General features: G+C 62.7%; 31 protein-coding genes, 1 other RNA gene and 1 pseudogene. 13 read left to right on the forward strand and 20 right to left on the reverse strand.

Translation table 11 applies throughout. The features are described 5' to 3' along the window. Positions 1 to 90 precede the first annotated feature (90 nt). The 4 genes from EOA19_RS26865 to EOA19_RS26880 form a co-directional block, all read right to left on the reverse strand. Positions 91 to 888 carry an MBL fold metallo-hydrolase gene (locus EOA19_RS26865; RefSeq protein WP_128305325.1) on the reverse strand — a complete coding sequence of 266 codons (798 nt, stop codon included), beginning with the start codon at positions 886 to 888 and terminating at the stop codon, positions 91 to 93. A gap of 19 nt (positions 889 to 907) precedes the next feature. After that, the gene (locus EOA19_RS26870) at positions 908 to 2,098 is read right to left on the reverse strand and encodes a VWA domain-containing protein (protein WP_128305326.1); all 1,191 of its coding nucleotides are present in this window, start codon (positions 2,096 to 2,098) and stop codon (positions 908 to 910) included. Positions 2,099 to 2,105: 7 nt separating this feature from the next. Beyond that, positions 2,106 to 2,552, reverse strand: a complete 447-nt coding sequence (locus EOA19_RS26875) for a GNAT family N-acetyltransferase (protein ID WP_128305327.1) — start codon at positions 2,550 to 2,552, stop codon at positions 2,106 to 2,108. Positions 2,553 to 2,637: 85 nt separating this feature from the next. Then, entirely contained in the window at positions 2,638 to 3,477 is an 840-nt protein-coding gene (locus EOA19_RS26880; RefSeq protein WP_023811813.1) for a MoxR family ATPase, read from the reverse strand. Between the two features lie 148 nt (positions 3,478 to 3,625). On the opposite strand from EOA19_RS26880, the gene ssrS reads away from it, so the two are divergent. The 4 genes from ssrS to EOA19_RS26900 all read left to right on the forward strand — a co-directional run bounded on the left by ssrS (position 3,626) and on the right by EOA19_RS26900 (position 6,195). Beyond that, positions 3,626 to 3,781, forward strand: a non-coding RNA gene (gene ssrS / locus EOA19_RS26885) — 6S RNA. Positions 3,782 to 3,877: 96 nt separating this feature from the next. Beyond that, positions 3,878 to 4,465: a 5-formyltetrahydrofolate cyclo-ligase gene (locus tag EOA19_RS26890; protein ID WP_128305328.1), complete on the forward strand. Its 588-nt coding sequence runs from the start codon at positions 3,878 to 3,880 to the stop codon at positions 4,463 to 4,465. A gap of 69 nt (positions 4,466 to 4,534) precedes the next feature. Further along, positions 4,535 to 5,359 carry a YmdB family metallophosphoesterase gene (locus EOA19_RS26895; protein ID WP_023811815.1) on the forward strand — a complete coding sequence of 275 codons (825 nt, stop codon included), beginning with the start codon at positions 4,535 to 4,537 and terminating at the stop codon, positions 5,357 to 5,359. A 74-nt stretch (positions 5,360 to 5,433) separates the two neighbouring features. Further along, positions 5,434 to 6,195, forward strand: coding sequence for a TerC family protein (locus tag EOA19_RS26900; protein ID WP_128305329.1), 762 nt, complete (start codon positions 5,434 to 5,436; stop codon positions 6,193 to 6,195). 15 nt (positions 6,196 to 6,210) lie between these two features. Here the strand turns inward: EOA19_RS26900 and EOA19_RS26905 are convergent, their stop codons facing one another. Genes EOA19_RS26905 through EOA19_RS26915 form a run of 3 tightly spaced genes read right to left on the reverse strand, consistent with a single transcriptional unit; the run spans position 6,211 to position 7,570 of the window. Further along, positions 6,211 to 6,678: an SRPBCC family protein gene (locus EOA19_RS26905; RefSeq protein ID WP_128305330.1), complete on the reverse strand. Its 468-nt coding sequence runs from the start codon at positions 6,676 to 6,678 to the stop codon at positions 6,211 to 6,213. Between the two features lie 26 nt (positions 6,679 to 6,704). Next, the gene (locus EOA19_RS26910) at positions 6,705 to 7,067 is read right to left on the reverse strand and encodes a hypothetical protein (protein WP_128305331.1); all 363 of its coding nucleotides are present in this window, start codon (positions 7,065 to 7,067) and stop codon (positions 6,705 to 6,707) included. 20 nt (positions 7,068 to 7,087) lie between these two features. Then, positions 7,088 to 7,570: an SRPBCC domain-containing protein gene (locus tag EOA19_RS26915; protein ID WP_128305332.1), complete on the reverse strand. Its 483-nt coding sequence runs from the start codon at positions 7,568 to 7,570 to the stop codon at positions 7,088 to 7,090. A gap of 52 nt (positions 7,571 to 7,622) precedes the next feature. Here EOA19_RS26915 and EOA19_RS26920 point away from each other — a divergent pair, with 52 nt between their 5' ends. From EOA19_RS26920 to EOA19_RS26935, 4 genes are all read left to right on the forward strand, one after another. Continuing rightward, on the forward strand, positions 7,623 to 7,946 hold the full coding sequence (locus EOA19_RS26920; protein WP_023811823.1) for a helix-turn-helix domain-containing protein: 324 nt from the start codon (positions 7,623 to 7,625) through the stop codon (positions 7,944 to 7,946). 207 nt (positions 7,947 to 8,153) lie between these two features. Continuing rightward, entirely contained in the window at positions 8,154 to 8,903 is a 750-nt protein-coding gene (locus EOA19_RS26925; protein ID WP_023811824.1) for a YebC/PmpR family DNA-binding transcriptional regulator, read from the forward strand. A 104-nt stretch (positions 8,904 to 9,007) separates the two neighbouring features. Beyond that, positions 9,008 to 9,793, forward strand: coding sequence for an RDD family protein (locus EOA19_RS26930; protein ID WP_031213452.1), 786 nt, complete (start codon positions 9,008 to 9,010; stop codon positions 9,791 to 9,793). Next, entirely contained in the window at positions 9,790 to 10,086 is a 297-nt protein-coding gene (locus tag EOA19_RS26935; protein ID WP_023811826.1) for a SelT/SelW/SelH family protein, read from the forward strand. Before EOA19_RS26930 ends, EOA19_RS26935 begins: the two co-directional genes overlap by 4 nt. An 18-nt stretch (positions 10,087 to 10,104) precedes the next feature. Here EOA19_RS26935 and EOA19_RS26940 read toward each other — a convergent pair whose 3' ends face one another. Continuing rightward, positions 10,105 to 10,254, reverse strand: a complete 150-nt coding sequence (locus tag EOA19_RS26940) for a hypothetical protein (protein WP_023811827.1) — start codon at positions 10,252 to 10,254, stop codon at positions 10,105 to 10,107. 21 nt (positions 10,255 to 10,275) lie between these two features. Then, entirely contained in the window at positions 10,276 to 10,755 is a 480-nt protein-coding gene (locus EOA19_RS26945) for an anthrone oxygenase family protein (RefSeq protein WP_128305333.1), read from the reverse strand. A gap of 125 nt (positions 10,756 to 10,880) precedes the next feature. Between EOA19_RS26945 and EOA19_RS26950 the strand changes: the two genes are divergently transcribed. Then, positions 10,881 to 11,522, forward strand: coding sequence for a TetR/AcrR family transcriptional regulator (locus EOA19_RS26950; RefSeq protein ID WP_128305334.1), 642 nt, complete (start codon positions 10,881 to 10,883; stop codon positions 11,520 to 11,522). Positions 11,523 to 11,649: 127 nt separating this feature from the next. Here the strand turns inward: EOA19_RS26950 and rpmE are convergent, their stop codons facing one another. Then, positions 11,650 to 11,871 (reverse strand): 50S ribosomal protein L31, encoded by a 222-nt coding sequence (rpmE, locus tag EOA19_RS26955; RefSeq protein ID WP_023811830.1) that lies wholly within the window; start codon positions 11,869 to 11,871, stop codon positions 11,650 to 11,652. 206 nt (positions 11,872 to 12,077) lie between these two features. On the opposite strand from rpmE, the gene EOA19_RS26960 reads away from it, so the two are divergent. Beyond that, on the forward strand, positions 12,078 to 13,877 hold the full coding sequence (locus EOA19_RS26960) for an ABC transporter transmembrane domain-containing protein (protein WP_128305335.1): 1,800 nt from the start codon (positions 12,078 to 12,080) through the stop codon (positions 13,875 to 13,877). A 31-nt stretch (positions 13,878 to 13,908) separates the two neighbouring features. On the opposite strand, the gene EOA19_RS26965 is transcribed toward EOA19_RS26960, so the two are convergent. After that, positions 13,909 to 15,396: a carboxypeptidase M32 gene (locus EOA19_RS26965; RefSeq protein ID WP_128305336.1), complete on the reverse strand. Its 1,488-nt coding sequence runs from the start codon at positions 15,394 to 15,396 to the stop codon at positions 13,909 to 13,911. Positions 15,397 to 15,536: 140 nt separating this feature from the next. Here EOA19_RS26965 and EOA19_RS26970 point away from each other — a divergent pair. After that, positions 15,537 to 15,887 (forward strand): annotated as a pseudogene (locus tag EOA19_RS26970) (DUF1304 domain-containing protein); the annotation flags it as partial. A gap of 83 nt (positions 15,888 to 15,970) precedes the next feature. On the opposite strand, the gene EOA19_RS26975 reads toward EOA19_RS26970, so the two are convergent. The 9 genes from EOA19_RS26975 to EOA19_RS27015 form a co-directional block, all read right to left on the reverse strand. Continuing rightward, positions 15,971 to 16,399, reverse strand: a complete 429-nt coding sequence (locus EOA19_RS26975) for a hypothetical protein (RefSeq protein WP_128305337.1) — start codon at positions 16,397 to 16,399, stop codon at positions 15,971 to 15,973. A gap of 236 nt (positions 16,400 to 16,635) precedes the next feature. Next, positions 16,636 to 17,667, reverse strand: a complete 1,032-nt coding sequence (locus EOA19_RS26980; protein ID WP_023811834.1) for a peptidoglycan -binding protein — start codon at positions 17,665 to 17,667, stop codon at positions 16,636 to 16,638. A 1-nt stretch (position 17,668) separates the two neighbouring features. Beyond that, on the reverse strand, positions 17,669 to 18,694 hold the full coding sequence (locus EOA19_RS26985) for a MotA/TolQ/ExbB proton channel family protein (RefSeq protein ID WP_013529124.1): 1,026 nt from the start codon (positions 18,692 to 18,694) through the stop codon (positions 17,669 to 17,671). 301 nt (positions 18,695 to 18,995) lie between these two features. Continuing rightward, positions 18,996 to 19,682: a hemolysin III family protein gene (locus EOA19_RS26990; protein ID WP_164780293.1), complete on the reverse strand. Its 687-nt coding sequence runs from the start codon at positions 19,680 to 19,682 to the stop codon at positions 18,996 to 18,998. Between the two features lie 105 nt (positions 19,683 to 19,787). Next, positions 19,788 to 20,588 (reverse strand): inositol monophosphatase family protein, encoded by an 801-nt coding sequence (locus EOA19_RS26995; protein WP_023811836.1) that lies wholly within the window; start codon positions 20,586 to 20,588, stop codon positions 19,788 to 19,790. Positions 20,589 to 20,674: 86 nt separating this feature from the next. After that, on the reverse strand, positions 20,675 to 21,241 hold the full coding sequence (gene efp / locus EOA19_RS27000) for an elongation factor P (RefSeq protein ID WP_013529127.1): 567 nt from the start codon (positions 21,239 to 21,241) through the stop codon (positions 20,675 to 20,677). A 174-nt stretch (positions 21,242 to 21,415) separates the two neighbouring features. Beyond that, complete coding sequence (locus tag EOA19_RS27005; RefSeq protein ID WP_128305338.1) at positions 21,416 to 22,456, reverse strand: tetratricopeptide repeat protein; 1,041 nt, start codon at positions 22,454 to 22,456, stop codon at positions 21,416 to 21,418. 1 nt (position 22,457) lies between these two features. Beyond that, the gene (locus EOA19_RS27010) at positions 22,458 to 23,105 is read right to left on the reverse strand and encodes a thiamine phosphate synthase (RefSeq protein ID WP_128305339.1); all 648 of its coding nucleotides are present in this window, start codon (positions 23,103 to 23,105) and stop codon (positions 22,458 to 22,460) included. A 132-nt stretch (positions 23,106 to 23,237) separates the two neighbouring features. Further along, positions 23,238 to 24,143, reverse strand: coding sequence for a DMT family transporter (locus EOA19_RS27015; RefSeq protein WP_023811839.1), 906 nt, complete (start codon positions 24,141 to 24,143; stop codon positions 23,238 to 23,240). A gap of 132 nt (positions 24,144 to 24,275) precedes the next feature. On the opposite strand from EOA19_RS27015, the gene EOA19_RS27020 reads away from it, so the two are divergent. Further along, on the forward strand, positions 24,276 to 24,755 hold the full coding sequence (locus EOA19_RS27020) for an Lrp/AsnC family transcriptional regulator (protein WP_023811840.1): 480 nt from the start codon (positions 24,276 to 24,278) through the stop codon (positions 24,753 to 24,755). Between the two features lie 99 nt (positions 24,756 to 24,854). Next, complete coding sequence (locus tag EOA19_RS27025; RefSeq protein ID WP_128305340.1) at positions 24,855 to 25,583, forward strand: class I SAM-dependent methyltransferase; 729 nt, start codon at positions 24,855 to 24,857, stop codon at positions 25,581 to 25,583. The last annotated feature ends 3 nt before the right edge of the window (positions 25,584 to 25,586 follow it).

The raw sequence follows: 25,586 nt of genomic DNA on the forward strand, positions 1-25,586 counted from the left end.
GAGGTTCGGGGTCATGCGCGGATTGCAACCTCATATTCGCACCAAGATAGGCATTTGTTACGGCATTTTCCCGCATTTTCGATTGGGTTCTCATGCGATCGCCGCCAGATAGCGATTGACCGAGCCAGCCAACGCCGCTTTTGCGCCCCCGATGATGTTCTGGTTCCACCACGCGCCGTAGATATGGTCGAACGCGAATGGCTCCAGCGCCGCCGCGATGCGGCGCACGGCCGCTGCATTGAGCGGAATGTAGTTCGGATAGCTGTACATGAAGCTGACATGGCGGCGCGTCGGCGTCACCTGCAGGATATCGCCGGCCAGCAAGACGTCGCCGCCATCGCGTTTCCAGTGCAGCACCTGACCGCCGGCAAAGTGGCCACCGCAGCGGATGAGCGTCAGCGAAGGGTTTATGGCCAGCGTCTCGCCTTCCCAGCTGACGATCGCCTTGTGCGGTTGCATGATCCATTGGCGGTCATCGGCATGGAGATAAATCGGCACACCGCCAAACGCCTCGCTCCAACAGACCATCACCGAATAATAATGGCAGTGCGAGATGGCGATCGCCTCCAGGCCGCCGCGGCGGTTGATCTCGGCCACCGCCTCGTCGCTGACCATCGAAACGCAGTCCCACAGCACGTTGCCGTGTGGCGTCTGTGCCAGCAGCGCCCGCTGGCCGATGGCGAAGCGCGGCTCGATGCCGAAGGCGAGAACGCCGGCATCATCCTTCATCACAAGCCGATGCCCTTCAGCAAGTTCCTCCGGCGTGATCCACGCCTGCCCTTCCCAGCGCACATATTGGCGCTCGTCCTCGCAGATCGGGCAATGTCTTGGCGGCGTCTCTGTCGCCGCGAACTGGACGCCGCATTGCAGGCAGAGGAAGCAGATCATCGGATCTCCTGTCGGTCTTTCAGTGCTTTCTTGAAAGCTGCCTGGTCGCGCCTTCAAGCCCGGCCAAAGTCAGCGGGAACATGCGGCCGCCGAAGATGTCGCGGATCATCGCAATCGAATGGGTGTAGCCCCAGTTCTTGGGGTCTTCGGGGTTCAGCCATACCGCGTTCGGCCATTGCTGCAGCAGACGGCCGAGCCAGACGCTGCCTGCCTCCGGATTCCAGTGCTCGACCGAACCGCCGGGGTGAGCGATCTCGTAAGGGCTCATCGAGGCGTCACCGACGACGATCACCTTGTAGTCCGGGCCATATTTGTGGAGGAGGTCGAAGGTCGGAATCACCTCGGCATGCCTGCGGCGATTATCCTTCCACACACCCTCATAGAGGCAGTTGTGGAAGTAAAAATATTCGAGCTGGCGGAATTCGGCGCGGGCGGCCGAGAACAGCTCCTCGACGCTCTTGATGTGGTCGTCCATCGAGCCGCCGACATCGAAGAACATCAAAAGCTTCACCGCGTTGCGGCGTTCGGGCCGCGTCTGCACGTCGAGATAGCCATGTTCGGCGGTGGCGTGGATGGTGCCGGGCAGGTCGAATTCCTCCTCGGCGCCTTCGCGCACCCAGCGACGCAGCCGCTTCAGCGCGATCTTGATGTTGCGGGTGCCGAGTTCGACGGCATCATCGAAATTCCTGAACTCACGTCTGTCCCACACCTTCACCGCGCGGCGGTTGCGGCTTTCATGCTGGCCGATACGCACACCTTCGGGATTGTAGCCATAGGCACCGAAGGGCGAGGTGCCGCCGGTGCCGATCCATTTCGAGCCGCCCTGGTGGCGGCCTTTTTGCTCGTCCAGCCGCTGCTTCAAGGTCTCCATCAATTTCTCGAAACCGCCCAGCGCCTCGACCAGTTTTTTCTCTTCGTCGGTCAGGTGCTTTTCGGCGATGCGGCGCAACCATTCCTCGGGAATGTCAGCGACATCGACGGCATCCGGCCCGCCCAGCGCTTCGATGCCCTTGAAGACATGCGCAAACACCTGGTCGAAGCGGTCGATATGGCGCTCGTCCTTCACCAGCACCGCACGGGCGAGGTAATAAAAACCTTCGACGTCGTAGTCGACCAGCCCGGCTTCCAGTCCCTCCAGCAGCGACAGATATTCCCTGAGCGAAACGGGAACACGCGCGGCCTTCAGTTCGAGGAAGAAGGGGATGAACATTGTCTATCTACAGCAGATCATACTCGATGAAGCCGGTGCGGCGCGCGACATGGTCGTAGAGTTTGCGCGCGGTGGTGTTGGTTTCGTGCGTCATCCAGTAAACGTTCTTGACGCCGATTTTCGCGGCTTCTTGTCTTACTGCCTCGATTAGCGCCGCGCCTATGCCCTTGCCGCGCATGTCAGGGTCGGCGAACAGGTCCTGCAGATAGCAGTTGTTTTTTTCCGACCAGCCGGAGCGGTGGTAGAGATAGTGGGTGAGGCCAACCGCCTTGCCGTCCAGCGTGGCGATGAAGCCTTTCGGCTCGAACTCACCTTCGGTGAACAGCCGCTTCCAGGTGACGGCGTAGACCTCTTCCGGCAGCTTCGTCTCATAGAAGGTGAGGTAGTCGGTCCACAGGCGCCGCCAGTCGGCGTGGTCGGACTGCGCGAGCGGGCGGACGATAATCTCAGCCATGTCATCTCCTCTTAAGGTTTGGCCGAAGCTGCCTGCCTGTTCGGCTGCCGGCAACGGTCCACAGAAGGGAAAGCGCTGCTGCTACCTATTGCTGCCTTCGTGCCATGAACGCCAGCCGCTCGAACAAATGCACGTCCTGCTCGTTCTTCAGCAATGCGCCATGCAACTTGGGCAGGGCGTTCTTCGGATCGGCGCGCAGATCTTCCGGCGCGATGTCGTCGGCGACCAGCAGCCTTATCCAGTCGAGCGCCTCGGAGGTCGACGGCTTCTTCTTCAAGCCGGGCACGTCGCGGATTTCGTAGAACTGGGTCAGCGCCGCGCGCACCAGGTTCTGCTTGATGCCGGGATAGTGGACATCGACGATTCTGTGCAGCGTGTCGACGTCGGGAAAGCGGATGTAGTGGAAGAAGCAGCGGCGCAGGAACGCGTCCGGCAACTCCTTCTCGTTGTTGGAGGTGATGATGACGATCGGCCTGACGGCGGCGCGGATGGTTTCGCCGGTCTCGTAGACGAAGAACTCCATCCGATCGAGTTCCTGCAGGAGGTCGTTGGGGAATTCGATGTCGGCCTTGTCGATCTCGTCGATCAAAAGCACGACCTTCCTGCCGGCGGCGAACGCCTCCCAGAGCTTGCCGCGCTTGATGTAGTTCCTGATGTCGTTGAAGCGCTCGTCACCAAGCTGGCTGTCGCGCAGGCGCGAGACGGCGTCATATTCGTAAAGGCCCTGCTGCGCCCTGGTGGTCGACTTGACGTGCCATTCGATGAGGTCGAGGCCAAGTGCTGACGCCACCTGGCGGGCCAGCTCCGTCTTGCCGGTGCCTGGCTCGCCCTTGACCAGCAAGGGCCGCTCCAGCGCGATCGCCGCGTTGACGGCCACCATCAGATCCTTGTCGGCGACATAGGCCGCCGTGCCTTCGAAACGCATTCTTGCTCCTCGGTTGATCATGGCAACCGTAAGGACGCGGCTCACCCTGTGCAAGGGTGCGCCGGCCGCGACGAATGGGCTTGAACCCTGATGGAAACATATGCCCGTCTCACTGGCGCTTAGCCGGCCGGCAGCCTATATTGGGCGGGACGGTCTGTGCTTCCCGGCAGGAGAACATTTTCCCCGGGGCCTTAACGATCCTTAGGGAGCTGTCCCTGGGAAGACCCGTGGGTTTTCTCACACGGCGCCCACCTACTTTGTAGGTTCCCGGGATCGCTCTCTCCACCGGTTGTGTGGATCGTCACTTATTGCCACGCGTCCCGCATTTCGGTGGATGATTGCGGTGGAAAACGTCGCTCCCAAAACTCCATCCAGATCTGACCTTTTCTACCCTGGCTGCATGACCTCTCTCAAAGACCTGAAAAAGCAGCTTCGCCGTGAGGCCCTCGGACGCCGCGATGCGCTCGATGAGTTCTGGCGGGTGGAGGTCGCGCTTGAAATGGCAGAGACGGCACGCGATCATCTCCATGTCGAGCCAGGCCAGATCGTTTCCGGCTTCTGGCCGATGCGTTCTGAAGTCGACGTTCGGCCGTTGATGTTTGCCTTGCGTGAAAAGGGCGCGCGGCTTTGCCTGCCGGCCATTCTCGACAAGACCACCATTGTCTTTCGCGAACTGGTGCGCGGCGCGCCGATGGTCGAGATGGGTTTCGGCACGGTCGGCCCTCACGAGGAAGCCGAGGTGCTCGACCCCTCTGTGATGCTGGTGCCGCTCGCCGCTTTCGATGCGCGCGGCCATCGCATCGGCTATGGTGCCGGCTATTACGACCGCGCCATCGCCAAGCTGATCGACAAGGGACAGCCGCCGCGGCTGGTCGGCATCGCCTTCGACTGCCAGGAGGTGGCAATGGTGCCGGATGAGGAACATGACGTCGTCATTCCGGAAATACTGACCGAGAGCGGGTTGCGCCGCTTCGCGCCAAAATTGTAGATAAGTACAAGGGACGCATGATCTTCACTGGCGTCATGCAGCTTTCGCTGACCTTCGGTGCGGGATCATATGAGACTTCTCTTCCTCGGTGACATGGTTGGAAAGACAGGACGGACGGCGGTGTGGGAACAACTGCCCGGCCTGATCTCCGACTTCAAACTCGATTTCGTCATCGTCAATGGCGAGAACGCCGCGGGCGGCTTCGGCATCACCGAAGATATTTTTCGCGAGACGATCGCCGCCGGTGCCGATGTCGTCACCACCGGCAACCATGTCTGGGACCAGCGCGACGCGCTCGCCTTCGCGCCGCGTGAAGAGCGCTTCCTGCGTCCCTCGAACTTTCCCAAGGGCACGCCCGGGCGCGGCTCCGGTGTCTATATCGCCAGGAGCGGCGCGCGCGTGCTGGTCGCCAACATCATGGGCCGGGTTTTCATGCATCCCGAGCTTGACGATCCGTTCCAGGCCGGCGAACGCGAGCTTGCCGCCTGTCCGCTCGGCGAGCAGGCGGATGCCGTGATTATCGACTTCCACGCCGAGGCGACCTCGGAAAAGATGTGCTTCGCGCATTTCGTCGACGGCCGCGCCAGCCTCGTCGTCGGCACCCACACCCACCAGCCGACCGGCGATCACCAGGTCCTCAACGGCGGCACCGGTTATATGTCCGACGCCGGCATGTGCGGGGACTACGATTCCTCGCTCGGCATGGACAAGGAGGAGCCGCTCAACCGGTTCCTGTCGAAGGTGCCGAAAGGCCGCTTCGAGGCGGCGACCGGACCGGCGACCTTGTGCGGCGTTGGCGTCGATATTTCCGACCGCACAGGGCTGACCGAGCGGATCGCGCCGTTTCGTCGCGGGCCACGGCTGGAAGAAACCGCACCGTCCTTCTGGTCCTGACATTGATATAGGCACGCTTAGTACCTAACTGCCGGCGACACTGCTCTAGATCGTTAAAAGAGGGGACGACCTCCATGCAGCTCATCGAATTCCTGGCGCCGCATTTCCAATTCGTGTCCGACCCGACCGCCTGGGTCGCGCTGCTGACGCTGATTGTGCTCGAGGTCGTGCTCGGCATCGACAACCTGATCTTCATCTCGATCCTGACCAACAAGCTGCCGGAAGCACAACGGGCCCGTGCCCGCCGGCTCGGCATCTCGGCGGCGCTGATCATGCGGCTGGTGCTGCTGGCCACCATTTCGATCATCGTCCAGCTGACCACGCCGGTGTTCACGGCCTTCGGCCACGGTTTTTCCTGGCGCGACCTGATCCTGATCGCCGGCGGCCTGTTCCTGGTCTGGAAGGCGACCAAGGAGATCCATCACACGGTCGATCCCGACGACCACAAGGATACGATGATGGGCGAGACGCTGCAGATCAGCCTTGCCGGCGCGATCTTCCAGATCCTGCTGCTCGACCTGGTCTTCTCGATCGATTCGATCATCACCGCCGTCGGCATGACCGACGAGATCGCCATCATGTACATCGCCGTGATCGTGGCGGTCAGCGTGATGATGCTGGCGGCCGGGCCGCTGGCCAACTTCATCGCCAAGAACCCGAGCATTGTCATGCTGGCGCTGGGCTTCCTTCTGATGATCGGCATGACACTGATCGCAGACGGCATGGGCTACCATGTGCCCAAGGGCTACATCTATGCGGCGATGGGCTTTTCGGCATTGGTCGAGGGGCTCAACATGCTGGCGCGGCGGCGCAAGAAGTCGGGCGGCGGGCATTAGGCAGACCCTGAATACCTAATGTCCTGGCACGCCCTTCGGATGACGGTCGCCGATCAGGCCGAGCGTCAGGCCTTGTTCCAGCCACGCCTTGGCGCCGGCCAGCACCAGCGTGAAGCCGCCGGTTGAGCCGACGGCCTCTTTCACCTGCTCGTCGCCATCGCCGGCAAAGCCGAAATTGCGAACCTCGAGAAAGGTCGTCTCGCCAGGCATTTCCGTGAAAGTCCAGACCACGGTGGTCGGCGGATCGCTCCATTGCATGACGATCTTTTCGTTCGCGACGATCTCGCTGACGTCGACCATCGTCGACACGCCGTACATGCGCCATTCCCAGCGGATCTGCTTGCCGCTGTCCAGCCGGCCGCTGCCATGAGTGAACCAGAATTTCGTTGTAATGGCGGGGTCGACGATGGCCTCGAACACCTCGGCGACAGGCCGCCGGATCAGCATGCCGGCTTCGGCGATTGGTTTTTCGCGGATCTCCATCGGATGCTCCTTTCGAGGCTTGGCGTTCACCAGGCGTCCGGTTCGCGCAGCATGTGAATAATGTTGGCCGGGTTGGTGATCCAGCCGCCGCGGAAGCCCTCGCCCAAGGGCTCGATGGCATCGCAACGCACAACACCGGCCTTGGCTAAATGATCCGCAGCCATGGGGAAATCCTTGGTGAACAGCTCCAGCCATACCTCGGCCTGGCTCATCATCGGCGCCTTATCGATCCACAGACGGTTGGGGCCAAGCTCGAAGCCGATGGCCGGCGCCTTGTCCGTGAAAGGCTTCAGGCCGACGACGTCGCGGTAGAAGGCGATCGTCGCCTCATATTGGTGCGGCGGCACCTTCATGGCGATGTTGATGCCGCCGGTGATTGTCGCGGTCATAGTTGGCTCCCTTGTCGTGTTCAGATATTGGCCTCGTTGGCGGGTTCGCCCTTCATCTCGCTGCGGTAGTAGCCGTCGCGCAAATTCATGCCGTATTCGACATAGGCCTTCATGCAGGCCAGCATCTGCGACCAGCCCTCGCAATTGAGGTAGGACTTCTTCAGGCCGACCGCGCCTTCCTGCCAACCGCTCTCGGCAATGGTGACGAAGGTCCCGCCATCGTCCAGCGGCTCGAAATTCATCTCGATGCGGGTCTTGTAGGCGGGTTTGCCGTCGGCGTCGGTGGCATCCCAGCGCAGCACGATGCGGCGGTCCTTGACCACTTCGTCGACCTCGACCGGCACCTTACCCCACCAGACAACGCCGGCGCCTGCCACCAGAGGCGCACTGGCGCCGCCGATCATGGTGAAATAGCCGCTCAGTTTCTTCGGATTGACGACCGCGTCGAATACGTCGGCGACCGGTTTGCCGATGCGTCCGGAAACACTGAATCCAAGTGACATATCCACAACTCCTTCCCTTGATCGGTTCGACAATATGTTATATAAACATAACATGTCAAGCCGATCGCAAGACGACAATGTTTTCAAGGCGCTGGCGCACCCGCGCCGGCGTGAAATACTGGACCAGCTGAAGGACGCGCCGAAGACGACCGGCATGCTGTGCGAGGCCTTTCCCGATATAGATCGCTGCACCGTCATGCTGCATCTCAAGGTGCTGGAGGAGGCCGACCTGATCGTTGCGCGGCGCGACGGCCGCGAGCGCTGGAACCATCTCAACGCGCTGCCGATCAAGCAGATCCACGACCGCTGGATCAGCCAGTATGCCGGGCATGCCCTCAGCATCATCGAGCGGCTGAAATCCGATCTGGAGGCGTGAACGCTTGCAGCAGCCCATGTCGCGCGTCCTGTGCACGGTGCGGCTGGACGAATTGTGCCGATTTATCTATAAGCCGGCCATTCCGACAGAGAACGCCGTGCTTCCACGGGGTGCACCTGGGACGCTCTGAAATTTTGAATTCGGGCATTGCGCAAGACGAGGTGAGATCACTTCGCTTCGGGATGCTCTAGCCGAGAAGACGACACCATGGCTGGCCATTCACAGTTCAAGAACATCATGCACCGCAAGGGCCGCCAGGATGCGGTGCGGTCTAAAATGTTTTCCAAGCTGGCGCGCGAAATCACCGTCGCCGCCAAAAGCGGGACGCCCGATCCGTCGATGAACCCGCGCTTGCGGCTGGCGATCCAGAACGCCAAGGCGGTGTCGATGCCGAAGGACAACATCCAACGCGCCGTCAACAAGGCCTCGATGGGCGATGCCGAGAACTACGAAGCCGTGCGCTATGAGGGCTATGGCCCGGGCGGCGTCGCCGTCATTGTCGAGGCGCTGACCGACAACCGCAACCGTTCGGCGTCCAATGTGCGCGCCGCCTTCACCAAGGCCGGCGGCGCGATGGGCGAAACGGGCTCGGTTTCCTTCATGTGGGATCGTGCCGGCGAGATCTATTATCCGGCATCGGCCGGCAGCGCCGACAAGATCATGGATGCGGCGATCGAAGCCGGTGCCGACGATGTCGAGTCCGACGAGGAAGGCCACACCATCTATTGCGGCTTCGAGAACATGGGCGAAGTGTCGAAGGCGCTGGAAGGCGCGCTCGGCGAGGCTGAATCGGTGAAGCCGATCTGGCGGCCGCAAAACAACGTTCCGGTCGACGAGGAGCGGGCACAGTCGCTGATGAAGCTGGTCGCCACGCTTGAGGACGACGACGACGTGCAGAGCGTCTACGCCAACTTCGAAGTCGACGACGAGACCATGGCCAAGCTCAGCGCGGCATGAGACTGCAAGGTGGTGGCCAACGGCGCTACAGGCGGGTAGCATGGCCTCGCTGCTTGAGACTTCCGCCAAAGGTGTAGCGCAGTCAGTTGTCGGCGAGAGGGAAGATGACTGACGAAGGCGTTGAACTTGCAGTGACCTGGCCTCGTCCAGGCGGCCTTTGGCGACGGCTTTTCGCTTCGCTTATCGACTACCTTGTCATCTTCGTCGCTCTTTATGCACTGGTTGCGGCCTTGTTTCTGATGACCAACGGCGGAGTGAAGGGCAGCTTCTGGCTGAACTGGAAAACCTGCCAGTCCGCCAGTCTGAAAGGAACAGACGATCCTATACTTTCCCGCTACGATTGGCAGGTTTGTGCAACATCCTTCTTCGGTTTTCCGGTGGCCAGATGGGCAGCCGGTACGAGCACGGACGCTCAATCGAAGGCAGTATCGACCCTTTCGATAGACCTAGATTCAAACGGAAATTTTCGAACTGCGGCACTGGATCTAGGCTTCCTCCAGGTGCTGGTCCTGGCGACCTATCTTCTTGTGATGGAGGGGGCCTTCAGCCGGTCGCTTGGCAAAGGGGTCTTGGCCCTCTTCGTCCATGACGAGCTGAATTGGCATAGGGAAGGCCTCGCTTTGCAAAAAACTGTTTGTCGGCAGGTGGTAAAATTCCTGGGCTATCTGCCCGCCACGCTGGTCGGAGCTTTCTTTGCTTTCCAGACCTGGAAAACCGTTCCGGCGCCCGTGCTGAACTATTCCCGACTGGAAATCGTAATCGCCTTTACGGCGTCTGCCCTAGCTTTTCTCTGGCCATGTTGGATCGCGCTGACCGTCGCACTCGGCAACGAGCCAATACATGACCGAGTTGCAGGCACGACCGTGCGCGTTCTGGAGGCGGACCAATGAACGCGTCAGGGAAGCATTGCGTCGTCATCACCTACTGCACGCAGTGCCAGTGGCTGCTGCGTGCCGGCTGGATGGCGCAGGAACTGCTGTCGACCTTCGGCACCGATCTGGGCGAGGTGACGCTGGTGCCCGGCACCGGCGGCATCTTCACCATTTCCTGCAATGATGTGCTTGTCTGGGATCGCAAGCGCGACGGCGGTTTTCCAGACGCGGCCAAACTGAAGCAACTCGTCCGTGATGTCATCGACCCGGACCGCGATCTCGGCCATTCCGATCGGAAGACAAAGGCGTAGAGGCCGCCGGCGCTGCCGTCACTTGCGTCGCCACGCTCCGAAGGCGGCGCCAATCGCAATACCCACGGCGACGCCCATCGGAAGGTCATCCAGAGCGGTGCCGATCGCGGCACCGACACCAACTCCGATGGCCATGCCGAAGGCCATATTTGCGTATTGATCCTTCATCGGTCGCTCCATCCATCGTCGTCAACGCGTGGCGAACCAGAAGGATGCCAGCGCGGCTATGCCGCTGATGGTGCGGACATGGTTCCACATCACCCATTCATTGAGGTAGCGCGACCATAGGTTTGCACCTTCGCTGCTGGCCGGGTCGACGGCGGTGAGCGCATCGTTGAGTGGAACGTTGAAGATCATCGTCACCACCACGATGCCGATGAGATAGAGCAGGCTGCCGGCAATCAGCCAGAGCGAGGCCGGCTGGCTCCAGCCGATCACCGCGCCGATGGCGACAACAATGCAGACGAGCGCCGTGCCGAACAGCGCAGTCATGAACAGCGGGGTCACAGCTGTGACATTGATCGAATTCATCGCGGCAATGCCGCTTGCGGCTGGCATGCGGGCGAGGCCCGGCATGACGAAGCTGGAGAAAGCAAAGAAGACGCCGCCGACGACGCCAGAGCCGAGTGCGGCGATGAAGATGAGAGTAGGAAGAAGTTTCGCGATCATGTCAGTTGCTCCATATGCCCGTTGTGTTTCCTTCGCATCCAAACGTGAGTAATCCTCATATTTGCAAAACGTGATAAACCCTCGTATTTTGTGAGTCAAGCGATTTTGATGCATTGGAGTCAGTCATGGAAGACGCGGCAGCCCTCGTTTCCGCACAGGAGCAGCTTGCTTCACCGCGCCGGGCGCCGAGCCAGCAGCGCAGCCGCGAGCGGGTCGAGCGCATGCTGGCGGCCGCCTCAGCGCTGATCGCCGAGCAAGGCAGCGATGCCATGCGCATGGGTGAGGTGGCGGAGCGCGCTGGGGTGTCGATTGGGTCGCTCTACCAGTTCTTTCCGGACAAGCGGGCGATCATCTGGGCGCTGGCCGAGCGCTACACCGCCGAAAGCCAGGCCTGCATCTCGGCAGCACTGGCCGGTGTCAGCGATGCCGAAGGGCTGGGCCGGGCGTTTTCGGAACTGGTCGATATCTACTACGGGCTGTTCCTGGCGGAGCCGGTGATCCGTGATATCTGGTCGGGCACGCAGGCCGACAAGGCACTGCGCCAGCTCGAACTCGCCGACAGCCGCGCCAACGCCGAATTCCTCACCGCGGTGCTGAGGCGGCTGCGGCCGGCGGTCGATCCGGCGACACTGGAAACCACGGCGTTTCTGGTCTGGCAGATGGGCGAGGCCGCCATGCGGCTGGCGATCTCGGTCGAGCGCCAGGAGGGCGACAGGCTGGTCGCCGCCTACAAGCGCATGGCGCTGAGGGAATTGCTGGCCGAGTAGCGCCGCGCCACAACAAAAAACCCGCCACGGAGGCGGGTTTTTGATCTGCGAAAGGTCGTTTGGCTTAAGTTCTTACTTGATGCAAGCCGTTATCCCAAAACCGCTTCGCACTTTTGGCGACATGCAATTAGATTCCGAAACCTTCGAAACGCTTCTTGAACTTCGACAGGCGGCCGCCGCGGTCGAGCAGGGTCTGCTGGCCGCCGGTCCAGGCCGGGTGGGTGGTCGGGTCGATATCGAGGTTCATCGTATCGCCTTCCTTGCCCCAGGTCGAACGGGTCGTGTATTCGGTGCCGTCGGTCATGACGACCTTGATGGTGTGGTAGTCGGGATGAATAGCGCTCTTCATGGCTCGGTTCCTGGCTTGCCGGCGCGGCTGACGGGCATAAGCCTGCGTCGATGCGCCTCTTTTTAAAACTCGAAGCCGCAGCTATTGAGGAGCCACGGCTTCTAAAACGGTCGGCGAGCCTATACATCAGGCGGAATTGAATCACAAGGCCGCGGCAAGCGCATATTGAGGCGCATAGAGCTGAAGCGGCTAGAGGAAACATCGGGATGGCGCAATCAAGCAGCGCAGACGAGCGCCGACGCTCGCTCAAGCCGCTCAGGCGCCTGTTTCCTTATATCACGCACTACCGCACACTGGTCGTCGGCGCCATCATCTCGCTGGTCATCGCGGCGGCAACCACGCTGGCGCTGCCGTTGGCGGTGCGACGCATGATCGATCATGGTTTCTCGTCGTCCAGCACCACCTTCATTGCCGAATATTTCGCCGCTCTGGTGGCGATGGCCGCCGTGTTGGCGGCAGCATCGGCCGGCCGCTACTATTTCGTCATCACGCTGGGCGAGCGCGTCGTCGCCGATATCCGGCGCGATGTGTTTGCCCATGTGACGACGCTGTCGCCTGCCTTCTTCGACACCGCCCAGTCGGGCGAGATCGTGTCGCGGCTTGCCGCCGACACGACGCAGGTCAAGTCGGCGGTCGGAGCGACGGCCTCGGTGGCGCTGCGCAACGTAATCCTCGGTCTTGGCGCGGTGGGGATGATGGTCATCACCAGTCCGAAACTATCAGGCCTCGTCATATCAGCCATTCCTGTCATCGTGCTGCCGCTGGTCGCTTTCGGCCGTTCGGTGCGGCGCAAATCACGCCAGGCGCAGGATACGCTTGCCGATGCCACCGCCTATGCCAGCGAACAGATCGGCGCGGTGCGCACGCTGCAGGCCTTCACCAATGAAAAGCTGGTCACCGGGCATTTCTCGGCCGCGGTGGAAGCTGCTTTCGAGGCGGCACGCTCCTCGATCTTCGCGCGCTCCTTCCTTACCTTCTTCGCCATTTTCACCATCTTCTCGTCCGTCGTGGCGGTGCTGTGGTTCGGCTCGCGCGACGTGCTCGAAGGCTCGATATCGCCGGGTACGCTCGGTCAGTTCCTGCTCTATTCGGTGTTCGCCGCCGGCGCGCTGGGCGCGTTGTCGGAAGTCTGGGGCGAGCTTGCGCAAGCGGCGGGTGCCGCCGAACGGCTGACCGAGATCCTGGCCGAGAAGCCGGCGATCCAGGCTCCCGCCGATCCGAAGCCGCTGCCGGCCGTCGCCAAGGGCGCGATCGCCTTCGACAATGTCTCCTTCTCCTACCCGGCAAGGCCCGACCGCGCCGCCGTGCACGGCTTGAGCTTTCAGGTCATGCCGGGCGAGACGGTGGCGATCGTCGGGCCGTCAGGGGCCGGCAAGAGCACGGTGTTTTCACTGATCCTGCGCTTCTACGATCCCGAAACAGGCAAGATCCTGATCGACGGTGTCGACGTGCGCGAGGCCGATCCCGTTTCGGTCCGCCAGCGCATCGCAATCGTGCCGCAGGACGTCACCATTTTCGCGGCAAGCGCGCGTGACAATATCGGTTTCGGCCGGCCGGGAGCCAGCAAGGCCGAAATCGAGACGGCGGCGAAGGATGCACTTGCCGATGAATTCATCCTCAAGCTGGAAAAAGGCTATGACAGCCAGGTCGGTGAGCGCGGTGTGACGCTGTCAGGCGGCCAGCGCCAGCGGGTTGCGATCGCCCGTGCCATCCTGCGCGACGCGCCGATCCTGCTGCTCGACGAGGCCACCTCGGCACTCGACGCCGAAAGCGAGACGCTGGTGCAGACGGCGTTGGAACGCCTGATGCAGGGCCGCACCACGATCGTCATCGCCCACCGCCTGGCAACGGTGCTGAAGGCCGACAGGATCCTGGTCATGGATGGCGGCTCGATCGTCGAGGAAGGCACGCATCAAAGCCTTGTCGCCAAGGGCGGCATCTATGCGCGGCTGGCCAAGCTGCAGTTCGAAACCGGCGCCACTGCTTTCAGGGGCGCGGCGGAGTAGTCAGAACCAACTACGTTCCTGATGTGCCGCTCTACGCGGTTCCGTAGCGCTGCTTCAGATGGTTCACGAAATAGGTGGCGTTGAGCTTTTCGCCGGTGGCGCGTTCGAGCAGATCCGGCGTCGACCAGCGTGATCCCTGCGACCAGATTTTTTTGCGGCGCCACTCGTTGATCGCCTCGAAATTGCCTTTGGCGAGATCGTCATCGGCGGCAGGATGATCCCGCGTCAGCGCCGCCCATTGCTGCGCCGCCATCATCGCGCCCAGCGTATAGGAGGGGAAATAGCCGAAGGCGGCCCCTGGCCAATGCACGTCCTGCATCGGCCCGTCGGCCGGATTGTCGATGGTGGAAAGACCGAGGTAATCGCGCATCTTGGCGTCCCAGGCTTCGGGCAGGTCGGCGACCTCCAGCCGGCCCGCGACGAGCTCCTGCTCCAGTTCGTAGCGCAGGATGACATGCAGGGGGTAGGTCACCTCGTCGGCATCGACACGGATCAGGCCGCGTTCGACGCGATGCACATGCGGCAGGATATCGTCGAGCGACCAGGCCTCACCGAGATGCTTTTCAACCACCGGCAGCGCCCAGTTCCAGAAGGCCGGGTTGCGGCCGAGCTGTTTTTCGACGAACAGGCTCTGGCTTTCATGCACGGCCATGCCGCGCGCCTTGCCGAGCGGCCAGTGCGACCATGCCTTGGGCAGGTTCTGTTCGTAGAGCGCATGGCCGGTCTCGTGAAGCACGCCCATCAGCGCCGACAGGAAGTCGGACGTCTTGTAGCGGGTGGTGATGCGCACGTCGCTCGGCACGCCGCCGCAGAAAGGATGGTGCGACACCGACAGCGACCCGTGTGTCAGGTCGAAGCCGACCGCCGCCATCATCGCAAGGCCGAGCTCGCGCTGCCGGTCGATCGCATAGGTGCCTGAGAGCGGCTTCAGCGGGCGCTTGCGCAGCCGCGCGTCCTGGACCGCCAGCGCCTCCGGCACGAAGCTTTTCAGGAAAGCCTTCAGGTCGGTGAAGACTGGCGTGATGTCGGCGGTGCGGTTGCCGGGGTCGTATTGCTCCATCAGCGCGTCATAGGGGGCTAGGTCGAGCACATCGGCACGCAGCGCCGCTTCCTCGCGCACCAGCGCCACGACGCCCTCCAACGCCGGCTGCAAGCCTGCCCAGTCGTTCTTGCCGCGCAGGCCGCGCCACAGCTGCTCGCAACGCATGCGCGCGGTCGTCTGGCGTTCGACGAATTCGACCGGCAGGCAGGTCAGGTTGGTATATTGGCGCCGCAGTTCCGAGACCGCGGTGCGCTGCTCTTCACCCAACGCTTCCTGCTCTGCCGCGGCGATCCAGTCTGCTATCTCCGGCGCCGTTGCCCTGGTGTGATACATGCCGGCCAGTGCCGACATCGCCTCGGCACGCTTCTCGCCGCCGCCGACGGCCATGTGGGTGGCCTCGTCGGCACCGAGGATGGCCAGCGCATGCTCGAGTGCTTCGAGCTTGTGGCCGAGGTCATCGAGTTTCTGAAAGGACATGGCGGCTTCCGTGATTGGGGACGGCGCGAAAAGATACCAACGCAAAGGCGTTGGCAACCCTCAGGCACCGCGCAACGGACGCATCTTGCGTGGGGGCGGTCATGCGTGAAATGCTGCCGGCAACAATTGGGGGAAACAACATGATCGGCAACATCCTGGTCGCGCTGGTGGCCTTGATCCACGTCTACATCGTCTATCTGGAGATGGTGCTGTGGGACACGCCGCGTGGGCACAAGGCATTCAATCTGACGCCCGAATTCGCCAGTGCCTCGAAGGTGCTCGCCGCCAATCAGGGGCTCTACAACGGGTTCCTCGCCGCCGGCTTGATCTGGGGGCTTTACCTCGGTGCCGCCGGTTTTCAGGTCAAATTGTTCTTCCTGTCGTGCGTGGCCATTGCCGGCCTCTATGGCGCGGCAACGGTTGGCCGCAAGATCCTGTTCATCCAGACCGTGCCGGCAGCGGTTGCGCTGATCGCGGTGTGGCTCGGCTGGGAAAAAGGACGCCCGCGGGATGGCTCCCCGAAGGCGTCAGCGCCCCTTCCTCTTGGACCGTTTCAGCCGTCCTCTTGGACCGTTTAGCCGTTCGGGTAATTGCCGCCGTCGGCGCCGTCGCCTATCAGGAAACCGCTGCCGGTATCGATCATCAACCGCTGGTCGACATTGTCGAGACGGCGCAACAGGTCATGGTATTGCGCGGCCGGTATCCTGCCATGATAGGACGCGGCGACTTTCTCTGCCGCCTGACTGATGTGGGCCGTGCGCATTTCCAGGCGTTCCGCCACGGCCGGGGTGATGTTGTTGGCCTGTCTTGCGTCCACGATGCCCTGCCGGACGCCCTGCACCTGTGCGATAAGCGCCTCGACACGCGGGCCAGTCATGTCGGTCGGATCGGTCGCGTCGAGAGCGCCCTTGTGATGTCCAGCGGCATAGGCACCGGCAAGCGGAACGGCGATGAGGAACGCCGTGAGTGTAGCAGTTCTAAGCGAAGTCTTGAAAGAGCGCATCACGCGTCTCCTCTTGTAGAGGAAAGCGGCGGTTTTCCGCCTGCCTTCCGGCCTTAGCCGTCCGGTTCCGTCGCGTCGCGATGAGGGGGTTCATCGCCGGCGGTTCTCGGCCCGGGCGGCAAGCTAGGACCGCCCTGCGACAATGTGTAATTAAAAAAAGATAATCTTTTCAGACCTTGCCGGCCTTGATCCGCGCCCTAGAGTTGAGCCGACGAACAAGTTCGCGTGAGGACGGATCAACGTTCGGTGAGCTTCAGTTCAATACGGCGGTTCTTGTTGCGCGCCTCTTCGGTGTCGGCGGGGTCGAGCGGCTGGAACTCACCGAAACCGGCGGCTACGAGCCGGTTGGCAGGCACGCCGTTTTCGATCAGGAATTTCACCACCGAGGTCGAACGGGCCGTCGACAGTTCCCAATTGTCGCGGTAGCGGCCGGCGCCGGAGAGCGGCTTGTTGTCGGTGTGGCCGTCGACGCGCAGCACCCAGTTGATCTCGGGCGGGATTTCCTTCTGCAACTCGATGATGGCGTCGGCGAGCTTCTTCATCTCGACCTTGCCGGCATCGTTGATCACCTCGGAGCCGGTCGGGAACAGCACTTCCGACTGGAAGACGAAGCGGTCGCCGACGATGCGGATGTTCTCGCGGTCGGCGAGGATTTCGCGCAAACGGCCGAAGAAGTCGGAGCGGTAGCGGTTCAATTCCTGCACGCGCTGCGCCAGTGCGACGTTGAGGCGACGGCCGAGGTCGGCGATCTTGGTGTTTGAATCGCGGTCGCGGATTTCGGAGACGTTGAGCGCATCCTCGAGCGCGCCGATCTGCTTGCGCAGTGCCGCGATCTGCTGGTTGAGGATCTCGACCTGGCTCAGTGCCTGCTGGCTGATCTGGCGCTGGCTGTCGAGTTCGCCGCCGAGCGCCGCAGCGCGCTGGTTGGCGGCGTCCCCGGCGCCCGCACCTTGCGCCAGCAATTGCTGGAGCCGGCTCCTTTCCGCTTCCGCCGCCGACAGCGATGCCTGCAGATTGGCCAGCGAGTCATCCTTGTCCTGCGCCGTCGAGCGCTCCAGTGCCAGCAGCTGCGTAAGTTCGTTGATCTGGGAGTTGAGGCGCGAGAGTGCCGTATCCTTGCCGGAGATTTCGCGTCCCAGCAGGAACTGCGCCAGCACGAATACCGTGAGCAGGAACATGATCGCCAAAAGCAGCGTCGACAGCGCGTCGACGAAGCCCGGCCAGTAGTCGATGCGGCGATCGGTGCGCCTGCCCCTGGCGAGTGCCACTTCAGTGCACTCCGGGCTTCTTCAGGGCATCGGCGATCTTTTCCAGCGTGTTGCGCATCGCCTTCTGCTCGTCGGACTGGGCCTCGACCCAGTCGCGCATGATCTGCTGTTCCGAGCGCATGTTCTTGACCAGGCCGGAAATGCCGTCGGCGAGATTGGCCATGGCGGTGGCGACGCGCGGGTTGGAGCCGCCGCCATTCTCCTGCATGCTGCGCAGCCGTTCCGACAGCACCCGGATCTCGTCGGAGGATTCGGTCTTGGCTGGGTCGGCGACGACGATGTCCGACGACAGGTCGGTCACCGAGGAAAGCCAGTTTTCCAGTTCGGTGTAGAAGCGCGTCTGGGCGCGGCCGGCCTGCAGGTCGAGGAAGCCGAGCACCAGCGAGCCGGAGAGGCCGAACAGCGAGGACGAGAAGGCCGTGCCCATGCCGGCCAGCGGCGCGGAAAGCCCCTGCTTCAGGGAATCGAGCACCGCGGCGGCGTCACCGGTGCCGGGATCGAGCGATTCGATGGTCTCGCGGATCGAGCCGATGGTGTTCAACAGGCCCCAGAAGGTGCCGAGCAGGCCGAGGAACACCAGCAGGCCGACGAGATAGCGCGAGGTGTCGCGGCTTTCGTCGAGGCGGGTGGCGATGGAATCGAGCATGGTGCGCATCGAACTGGTCGAGAAGGCCATCGCCGAGGAACGGCCGATCATCGCCTTCATCGGCGCCAGCAGCACCGGTTCGGTCGTCTCAGAGCCGGCACGGAAGGAGTTGACCCAGCGCACTTCGCGAAACAGTCGCCCGACCTGGGCGAAGGCCAAAAGGATGCCGACCACCAGCACGCCGACGATCAGGCCATTGAGGCCGGGATTGCTGCCAAAGGCGGTCGAGATTTGTCGGGTCAGAATGGCGGCGATGAAGGCGACGATGACCAGGAAGATCACCATGGTCAGCAAAAAGACCTGCGGGCTCGATAGTTTATGCGGGTCGTAGATCAGGACATCAGAACGTCTGCCCATGCCGAAGGATCTGAGAAAAGCCATCCGTGCCCCGTTTCCGATGCCGCCGCCGATCACGTAAACCGCGACTCTAAACGGAATTGTGACCAAATTGAATGGCGCTTGGCAATATTGCCAGGGCAATCGGGTGAACCCGCTTGCCCTTTCCTTTTCTCCCCTCAAGCGCCGGGCGGGCGCATCCGCGCCCTTGGCTTACGGCGCATAAGCGCCGACGGCCGTTCGGCCTTGCCATTTTCGCTGCGCAAAAATGGAAATCACCGCCTGTTCGGCTCGACCGGGGAATTTTTCATTCACCCGATTGTCCTGGCAATATTGCTGTACCGTGTCAGAGGCGATTGATGACCAGACAGTCGACCATGGCGGCCAGATGCAGGCCGGCGCCGGTGACGACGAAACCGTGCCACAGCGCGTTGTGGAAGCGCAGCCCCTTCCAGGCGAAGAAGATGACGCCGCAGGAATAGACGATGCCGCCGGCGACGATCAGCGCTATCGATGTCGTCGGCAGTGTCTGGACAAGCGGCTTGACCAGGATGATGCCGCTCCAGCCGATGGCGAGATAGAAGCCGATCGCCAGCCGGTCGAAACGGCCGGGAAAGAACACCTTGATGGCAATGCCCAGCACTGCCGCGGTCCAGACCAGCACGATCATCCAGCGCGCCAGCGGCGAGCCTTCCAGCTGCGCCAGGAAAGGCGTGTAGGTCGCGGCGATCAGCAGATAGATCGCGGCGTGGTCGAAACGCCGCAACACCCATTTTGCCGGCGACGACACCGGCCACAGATTGTAGGTCATCGACACCGAGAGCACGGTGAGCAGCGAAACCACGTAGAAGGCGGCGGCGATGTATTCGCCCGGTCCGACACGGAACGCCGCCAGCGCCAGCAGTGCCGAACCGGCCGATATCGCCAGCACGATGCCGACCGCGTGGACGATACCGTCTGCGATCATCTCGGCACGCGAATAGTGCCAGCGTCCGATGAACGGGATATCGGGGTAAGGTTCGTTGTCTCTCACTAAGCCGGTTCCTGCACCGCGCCCTCCAATTTGGGCGCATGCCGGGCAGTATTTCAAGCTTCCATTGCGGTTTTGCGACTGCGGCGCATCCGCGCGGCGTGGCTGTCAGCGGGAGGAGAGCGGCTTCTTCACGACCTTCAGCAAAGCGCGCTGGATGACCTCGTTGCCGGCGACGACCGAACCGTTATCGAGCATGTCCTGGCCGCCGTCCATGTCGGAGACGAAGCCGCCTGCCTCGCGGATCAAAAGCAGCCCGGCGGCGATGTCCCAGGCCGACAGGCCGGTTTCCCAGAAGCCATCCATGCGGCCGGCGGCGACATAGGCGAGATCGAGCGAGGCGGAGCCGAGGCGGCGGACGCCGGAAACCTCGGCCATGACGTTGCGCAGTTCGACGAGGAAATTGCCATGGTGGCCGCGGCCGAGATGCGGCATGCCGCAGCCGATCACGGTGTCGACCAGCTTGATGCGGCCAGCGACGCGCAAGCGGCGGTCATTCATGAAGGCGCCGCCGCCGCGTTCGCAGGTGTAGAGTTCGTCCATCGCCGGATTGTAGATGACGCCGGCGACGATCTGGCCCTGGCGCTCCAGCGCGATCGAAACGGCAAAGAGCGGAATGCCGTGCAGGAAATTGGTGGTGCCGTCGAGCGGGTCAACGATCCAGCGATGCTGGCCGTCGTCGCCTTCGACCACGCCGCGCTCTTCCATCAGGAAGGAATAGCCGGGCCGAGCCTTGGACAGTTCGGCAAAGACGATGTCCTCTGCCTTGCGGTCGGCCTGGCTGACATAGTCGCCGGGGCCTTTCATCGAGACCTGCAGGTTCTGCACCTCGCCGAAGTCGCGCGACAGCGAGCGGCCGGCCTTCATTGCGGCCTGGACCATGACGTTGAGAAGGGCTGAGCGTGCCATAGTGCTTTTTCCCGGTGCTGCGCTTTAAACTCCGCCTCGATGCATGTCGGTGACCCAGAACCGAGGCCACTTTGGGGCGACATGCGTCAGTCGGCGCGGCGCACGTAAGTGATTTCGTTGGTGTCGACGATGATGCGCTCGCCGGCGCCGATGAAGGGCGGCACCAGGACGCGGATGCCGTTCTCCAGGATCGCCGGCTTGTAGGACGATGCCGCCGTCTGACCCTTCACCACCGGGTCGGCCTCGGTGATGGTCAGCGTCACATAGTCGGGCAGCGAAATGCCGATCGGCCGCTCTTCGTAGAGCTGGACAGTCACCATCATGCCGTCCTGCAGGAAGGCGGCGCGATCGCCGACGAAGTCCTTGTTCAATTCGAGCTGCTCGTAGCTCTGGGTGTCCATGAACACCAGTGCGTCTTCCTGCGCGTAGAGGAAGGAAAAATCCTTCAGGTCGAGCCGGATCTGTTCGACGGTCTCGGCCGAGCGGAAGCGCTCGTTGAGCTTGGTGCCGTTGATGAGGTTCTTCAGTTCGACCTGATTGTAGGCGCCGCCCTTGCCGGGCTTGACGGTGTTGGTCCTGACCGCCACCCAAAGGCCGCCATCATGCTCGATGACATAGCCGGGACGGATTTCGTTGCCATTGATCTTGGCCATGATGAGATGATCCGGAATGATGCCAACGGCCACGCCGTCGGTATGGGATGTTCGCTGGGAAAGCGATTTCGGGCTCCCAAGACCACAAATCGCCAGAAGAGGCAAGGGAGCGGGCAGGTCGGTGCCAGGCGAGGGGAGCCGAGGTTACACTTGCAATGACCGCGAGAACCGCCGTCAAGGCAGCCGGTTGGCCTTCTGCAGCGCCTGCTTGGTCTGGTCGTCGTCCAGCCCCTGCAGGAAGTCATCCATCTGTGGGTCGATGAGGCCAGCACGGCGGGCGACGACGTACCAGGCGCCGGCAAGCACAAGGTCCGGATCGGTGCCGATGCCTTGCATATAGAGCTTGGCCAGGCGGTTCTGGGCGGCGACATTGCCGCCCTCCGCCGCCTGCTTCATCCAGCCGAAGGCGGATTTCAGGTCGCGCGCACCGCCGCGGCCTTCGATCATCCAGGCGGCGAGATCGATCTGCGCGGTGTCGTAGTTCTGCCTGGCTGCCTGCGCCAGCAGGCGCCTTGCCTGGGCGTCGTCGCGTGGCTTGCCGCCGACGCCATTGGCGTAGATCTGCGACATCGCATATTGCGCGTCGGCGAGGCCGGTCGCGGCGGCGCGCTCATAGTAGGAGACCGCCTTGGCCATGCCGGCATCGCCGGGGTCCTGCTGGACCAGCATCTGCGCGAAATTGAATTGCGCCAGCCGGTTGCCGGCTTCGGCGGCGGCCTGCATCAAGGCGTAGGCCTCTTTTCCATCCTTTTTGACATAGCGGCCGTCGAGCAGCATCAGCGCATACTGGAACTGCGATTCCGGCACACCCTGTTCGGCGGCCAGCGCGTACCATTTCGCCGCCTGCGCCGAATTGACCGGTACACCGAGCCCCCGCGACAGGATCTCGGCCACCAAGGTCTGCGCCGCCGGATCGCCGTTTTGCGCCCGGACCAATGCCAGATTGTAAGCTGTCTTGTAGAGACCGCGCTGGAAAGCGCCATAGGCCGCGTCGGCGGGTTTTGCACCGAAGCGGTCGGGATTGACCGTGTCGGCCGACGGCAGCGGCGCCGGCTCGGCCGTGGTGGCGGGTTGCGGCAGCGGCTTGTCGATCGGCTTGTCGGTGTGCACGCCGATTTCCGGCTTGGGCTGCGGCAGCGGGACGGTCTCCGCGGCCGCCGCCTGGACCATCAGCACGGCAAGCAGAGCCTGGAGGGGAAGCCTCGCCGAGGACATTTCAGTCCTCGAAGCGAGGCGCGGTCTCGTCGAGCAGCGCGTTGGCGGTGGCGACCGCTGTCTTGGGATCGGTGCCGTCGGCGAACACGGCGCTCGACAGCGCCACGAATTCGGCACCGGTGGCGCCCACGGCTTCGACCGAGGCGATGTCGGATCCGGCCATGACGATGCACGGGATTTGGATCATATCCGCCCACCATCTGCCGAGCGACAGGTTGCGCGGGTGTGGTTCGGGCTTGTTGTCGTAGCCGAAGCGGCCGAAGAAGATGTAGTCGGGCCGTGTCTCGCCAAGCTCGAGCGCGTCGTCACGCGTCTTGGCGCCGCCGGTGCCGACCATCATCTTTGCCTGGAAGTGTTCGATCGTCTCGGCCAGCTCGGCCTTGGAGACCTCGACATGGATGCCGTCGGCCTGGACGCGGCCGGCTATGCGGGTGTCGCCGGCGATAATAACGGCCGCACCGGCGGCTTGCGCTGCCGGCACGATCTGTTCGGCGAAAGCCTGGAAGGAGGCCTCATCCATGCCGTTCTCGGGCAGGATCAGCGAAGCGACGTCGCCGCCTTCGAATGCCGCGGCGATTCGGGCCGCCGGCACGCCGGGCGGCGCGATCAGCACAATGCGACAGCGGTTGGGGGGCGTTGCGTCATTCATGGTTCTTCGGGTCCCGCGTTTCGCCTATGCCGGGCGAAGATGGTTGGATTGCGGCATAGAGCAAAGTGCCCGCTTTGAACAGGCGGGCAGCCGGGATCGCGATGTTGGCCCGCCAGACGCCGGCGGACCGCTTTACTTGATCGGGTGCGGGCTTGCGATGGGCGGTTTGCCCTTCCACAGCGTCCAGCCGAGATTCATGCCGGCGGCGGCGATCAGGATGGCGGTGGCGCCGACGATCTGGCTCAGATGCAGCCGATGGCCGAACGCGACGACATCGACCAGGATGGCGACGACGGGGTAGATGAAGGACAGCGACCCCTGCAGATGCGTCGGCAGCTTCTGGATGGCGCCGTACATCAATATGTACATGAGGCCGGTGTGGACGATGCCGAGCGTCGCCAGCATGGTCCAGCTCCACGCATCGGCCGGAAGCTGGGAAAAATTGGCGAACGGCGCCAGCATGACCACGCCGACGCAGACCTGGATCAGCGCGATCAGGTGCGGCGGCGTGCCCTTGAGCTTCTTGGTGACGATAGCGGCGACGGCCCAGAAGAAAGCCGCGCCTAATGCCATGACGATGCCGGTAAAGTAATCCGTCCCGACATCACCGGCGTCGGGAGCGGCCTCAACGATCAGCACCATGCCGGCGAAGGCGATGGCCAGCCAGGTCAGCTTGGTCAAGGTCAGCCGCTCGGCGAAGAAGAGCGCGCCGAAGCCGACCAGCATGAAGGGCTGCGTGTTGTAGACGGCGGTGGCGATCGAGATCGACGCGCGGGAGAAGGCGCTGAACAGCAAAAGCCAGTTGACGACGATGGCGACGCCACCGAGCGCGGCGATGCCGATGATGCGCAACGACAGTCGGTTGCGCAGCAGCCCCAGGGCGGTGCCGATGATGAGCAGCGTCAGCGCGCCGAACGCGCAGCGCCAGAACACCACATCCATGATCGGCTGGCCGGACAGGACGACGAACCATCCGATCGTTCCCAGGATCGCCATTGCGGCGGACATTTCGACCGTGCCACGCACTGTATCGTTCACAACAAACCTCCGTATCAGTTGAACCGTCATAATCTCATGCGGAAATGCGGCTTTCCATCCGATCAGAAAGGATGTATGAATAAGTTACCTAATTATATTAGGCGGTGGTTCCAAATCAGCGAGAAATGTAAAATGCTTGATGATCTCGACCGAAATCTCCTTGAAATCCTGGTCAAGGATGCGCGGACCTCGCTGAAGGAGCTGGCCAGCCAGGTCGGGCTGTCGTCGCCAAGCGTTTCGGAGCGGCTTCGACGGCTCGAGGAGCGCGGCGTCATCCGGGCGTTCACTGTCGAGATCGATCCGCTGGCGCTCGGCTATACCTTGCAGGCGATCGTGCGCATCCGGCCTCTGCCGGGCAAGCTGCACATCGTCCAGAAGCTGATCGAGGAAATCCCCGAATTCGGCGAATGCGACAAGGTGACGGGCGATGACTGTTTCGTCGCCCGGCTGTTCGTGCGCTCGATCGGTGATCTCGACGGGATTCTCGACCGCATCGCCGACAAGGCCGAGACCAGCACCGCCATCATCAAGGCGCAGCCGATCCGGCGGCGGCCGCCGCCGCTCGATGCAACCGCGCCTCGTGACAGGGTAAAGGCCTTGCAGGCTTCCTGAGCCAGGCTGGGCTCGGCCATGTTTTCAGAGGGCCGATCGAAGCCGGGTGGAAAGCCGGGCCGGTTGGTTAGGGTGCCGGCCAAACGAATCGAGACCGTCATGGCGCAGAATATATACGACCGGGAGGATTTCTTCGCAGGCTACAGCCAGCTCGGCCGTTCCGTCGAAGGTCTGGATGGCGCCGCCGAGTGGCCGGCGCTGCGCGCGATGCTGCCTGATGTCAGCGGCTCGAGAGTCGCCGATCTCGGCTGCGGATTCGGCTGGTTCTGCCGCTGGGCGCACGAGCACGGGGCGGTGCATGTGCTTGGCCTGGACCTGTCGGAAAAGATGCTTGCCCGGGCGAGAGCGGCCGGCCCGGACGCCGGCATCACCTATGAGACGGCCGACCTCGATCAGCTCAGCCTGCGGCAAGCCAGCTTCGATTTCGTCTACAGTTCGCTCGCCTTGCACTATGTCGAGGACGTGATGCGTCTGTTCAGGACCGTGCATCAGGCGCTGGCGCCCGGCGGGCATTTCGTCTTCTCGACCGAGCATCCGATTTTCATGGCGCCGACCAATCCCGGCTGGGCAATCGATGCCGAGGGCCGCAAGACATGGCCTGTCGACCAGTACCTGGTTGAAGGACCGCGCCGGACGGACTGGCTGGCCAAGGGTGTGGTGAAACATCACCGCACGATCGGCACCACGCTCAACGCTCTGATCCGGTCCGGCTTCACCATCGACCATGTCGAGGAATTCCGCCCGACCGACGCACAGATTGCGGCCAAACCCGAACTGGCTGAGGAGCTAGAGCGGCCGATGTTCCTGCTGGTCTCGGCCCGCCGATAGGCA

The sequence above is a fragment of the Mesorhizobium sp. M7A.F.Ca.US.010.02.1.1 genome (genome assembly GCF_004023085.1).
Lineage (GTDB): Bacteria > Pseudomonadota > Alphaproteobacteria > Rhizobiales > Rhizobiaceae > Mesorhizobium.

What these genes read in the sequence shown, in the direction of transcription:
- EOA19_RS26865 (WP_128305325.1), bottom strand. Translation starts at nt 888, where the DNA reads ATGATCTGCTTCCTCTGCCTGCAATGCGGCGTCCAGTTCGCGGCGACA.
- EOA19_RS26870 (WP_128305326.1), bottom strand. Translation starts at nt 2,098, where the DNA reads ATGTTCATCCCCTTCTTCCTCGAACTGAAGGCCGCGCGTGTTCCCGTT.
- EOA19_RS26875 (WP_128305327.1), bottom strand. Translation starts at nt 2,552, where the DNA reads ATGGCTGAGATTATCGTCCGCCCGCTCGCGCAGTCCGACCACGCCGAC.
- EOA19_RS26880 (WP_023811813.1), bottom strand. Translation starts at nt 3,477, where the DNA reads ATGCGTTTCGAAGGCACGGCGGCCTATGTCGCCGACAAGGATCTGATG.
- EOA19_RS26890 (WP_128305328.1), top strand. Translation starts at nt 3,878, where the DNA reads ATGACCTCTCTCAAAGACCTGAAAAAGCAGCTTCGCCGTGAGGCCCTC.
- EOA19_RS26895 (WP_023811815.1), top strand. Translation starts at nt 4,535, where the DNA reads ATGAGACTTCTCTTCCTCGGTGACATGGTTGGAAAGACAGGACGGACG.
- EOA19_RS26900 (WP_128305329.1), top strand. Translation starts at nt 5,434, where the DNA reads ATGCAGCTCATCGAATTCCTGGCGCCGCATTTCCAATTCGTGTCCGAC.
- EOA19_RS26905 (WP_128305330.1), bottom strand. Translation starts at nt 6,678, where the DNA reads ATGGAGATCCGCGAAAAACCAATCGCCGAAGCCGGCATGCTGATCCGG.
- EOA19_RS26910 (WP_128305331.1), bottom strand. Translation starts at nt 7,067, where the DNA reads ATGACCGCGACAATCACCGGCGGCATCAACATCGCCATGAAGGTGCCG.
- EOA19_RS26915 (WP_128305332.1), bottom strand. Translation starts at nt 7,570, where the DNA reads ATGTCACTTGGATTCAGTGTTTCCGGACGCATCGGCAAACCGGTCGCC.
- EOA19_RS26920 (WP_023811823.1), top strand. Translation starts at nt 7,623, where the DNA reads ATGTCAAGCCGATCGCAAGACGACAATGTTTTCAAGGCGCTGGCGCAC.
- EOA19_RS26925 (WP_023811824.1), top strand. Translation starts at nt 8,154, where the DNA reads ATGGCTGGCCATTCACAGTTCAAGAACATCATGCACCGCAAGGGCCGC.
- EOA19_RS26930 (WP_031213452.1), top strand. Translation starts at nt 9,008, where the DNA reads ATGACTGACGAAGGCGTTGAACTTGCAGTGACCTGGCCTCGTCCAGGC.
- EOA19_RS26935 (WP_023811826.1), top strand. Translation starts at nt 9,790, where the DNA reads ATGAACGCGTCAGGGAAGCATTGCGTCGTCATCACCTACTGCACGCAG.
- EOA19_RS26940 (WP_023811827.1), bottom strand. Translation starts at nt 10,254, where the DNA reads ATGAAGGATCAATACGCAAATATGGCCTTCGGCATGGCCATCGGAGTT.
- EOA19_RS26945 (WP_128305333.1), bottom strand. Translation starts at nt 10,755, where the DNA reads ATGATCGCGAAACTTCTTCCTACTCTCATCTTCATCGCCGCACTCGGC.
- EOA19_RS26950 (WP_128305334.1), top strand. Translation starts at nt 10,881, where the DNA reads ATGGAAGACGCGGCAGCCCTCGTTTCCGCACAGGAGCAGCTTGCTTCA.
- rpmE (WP_023811830.1), bottom strand. Translation starts at nt 11,871, where the DNA reads ATGAAGAGCGCTATTCATCCCGACTACCACACCATCAAGGTCGTCATG.
- EOA19_RS26960 (WP_128305335.1), top strand. Translation starts at nt 12,078, where the DNA reads ATGGCGCAATCAAGCAGCGCAGACGAGCGCCGACGCTCGCTCAAGCCG.
- EOA19_RS26965 (WP_128305336.1), bottom strand. Translation starts at nt 15,396, where the DNA reads ATGTCCTTTCAGAAACTCGATGACCTCGGCCACAAGCTCGAAGCACTC.
- EOA19_RS26975 (WP_128305337.1), bottom strand. Translation starts at nt 16,399, where the DNA reads ATGCGCTCTTTCAAGACTTCGCTTAGAACTGCTACACTCACGGCGTTC.
- EOA19_RS26985 (WP_013529124.1), bottom strand. Translation starts at nt 18,694, where the DNA reads ATGGCTTTTCTCAGATCCTTCGGCATGGGCAGACGTTCTGATGTCCTG.
- EOA19_RS26995 (WP_023811836.1), bottom strand. Translation starts at nt 20,588, where the DNA reads ATGGCACGCTCAGCCCTTCTCAACGTCATGGTCCAGGCCGCAATGAAG.
- efp (WP_013529127.1), bottom strand. Translation starts at nt 21,241, where the DNA reads ATGGCCAAGATCAATGGCAACGAAATCCGTCCCGGCTATGTCATCGAG.
- EOA19_RS27005 (WP_128305338.1), bottom strand. Translation starts at nt 22,456, where the DNA reads ATGTCCTCGGCGAGGCTTCCCCTCCAGGCTCTGCTTGCCGTGCTGATG.
- EOA19_RS27010 (WP_128305339.1), bottom strand. Translation starts at nt 23,105, where the DNA reads ATGAATGACGCAACGCCCCCCAACCGCTGTCGCATTGTGCTGATCGCG.
- EOA19_RS27020 (WP_023811840.1), top strand. Translation starts at nt 24,276, where the DNA reads ATGCTTGATGATCTCGACCGAAATCTCCTTGAAATCCTGGTCAAGGAT.
- EOA19_RS27025 (WP_128305340.1), top strand. Translation starts at nt 24,855, where the DNA reads ATGGCGCAGAATATATACGACCGGGAGGATTTCTTCGCAGGCTACAGC.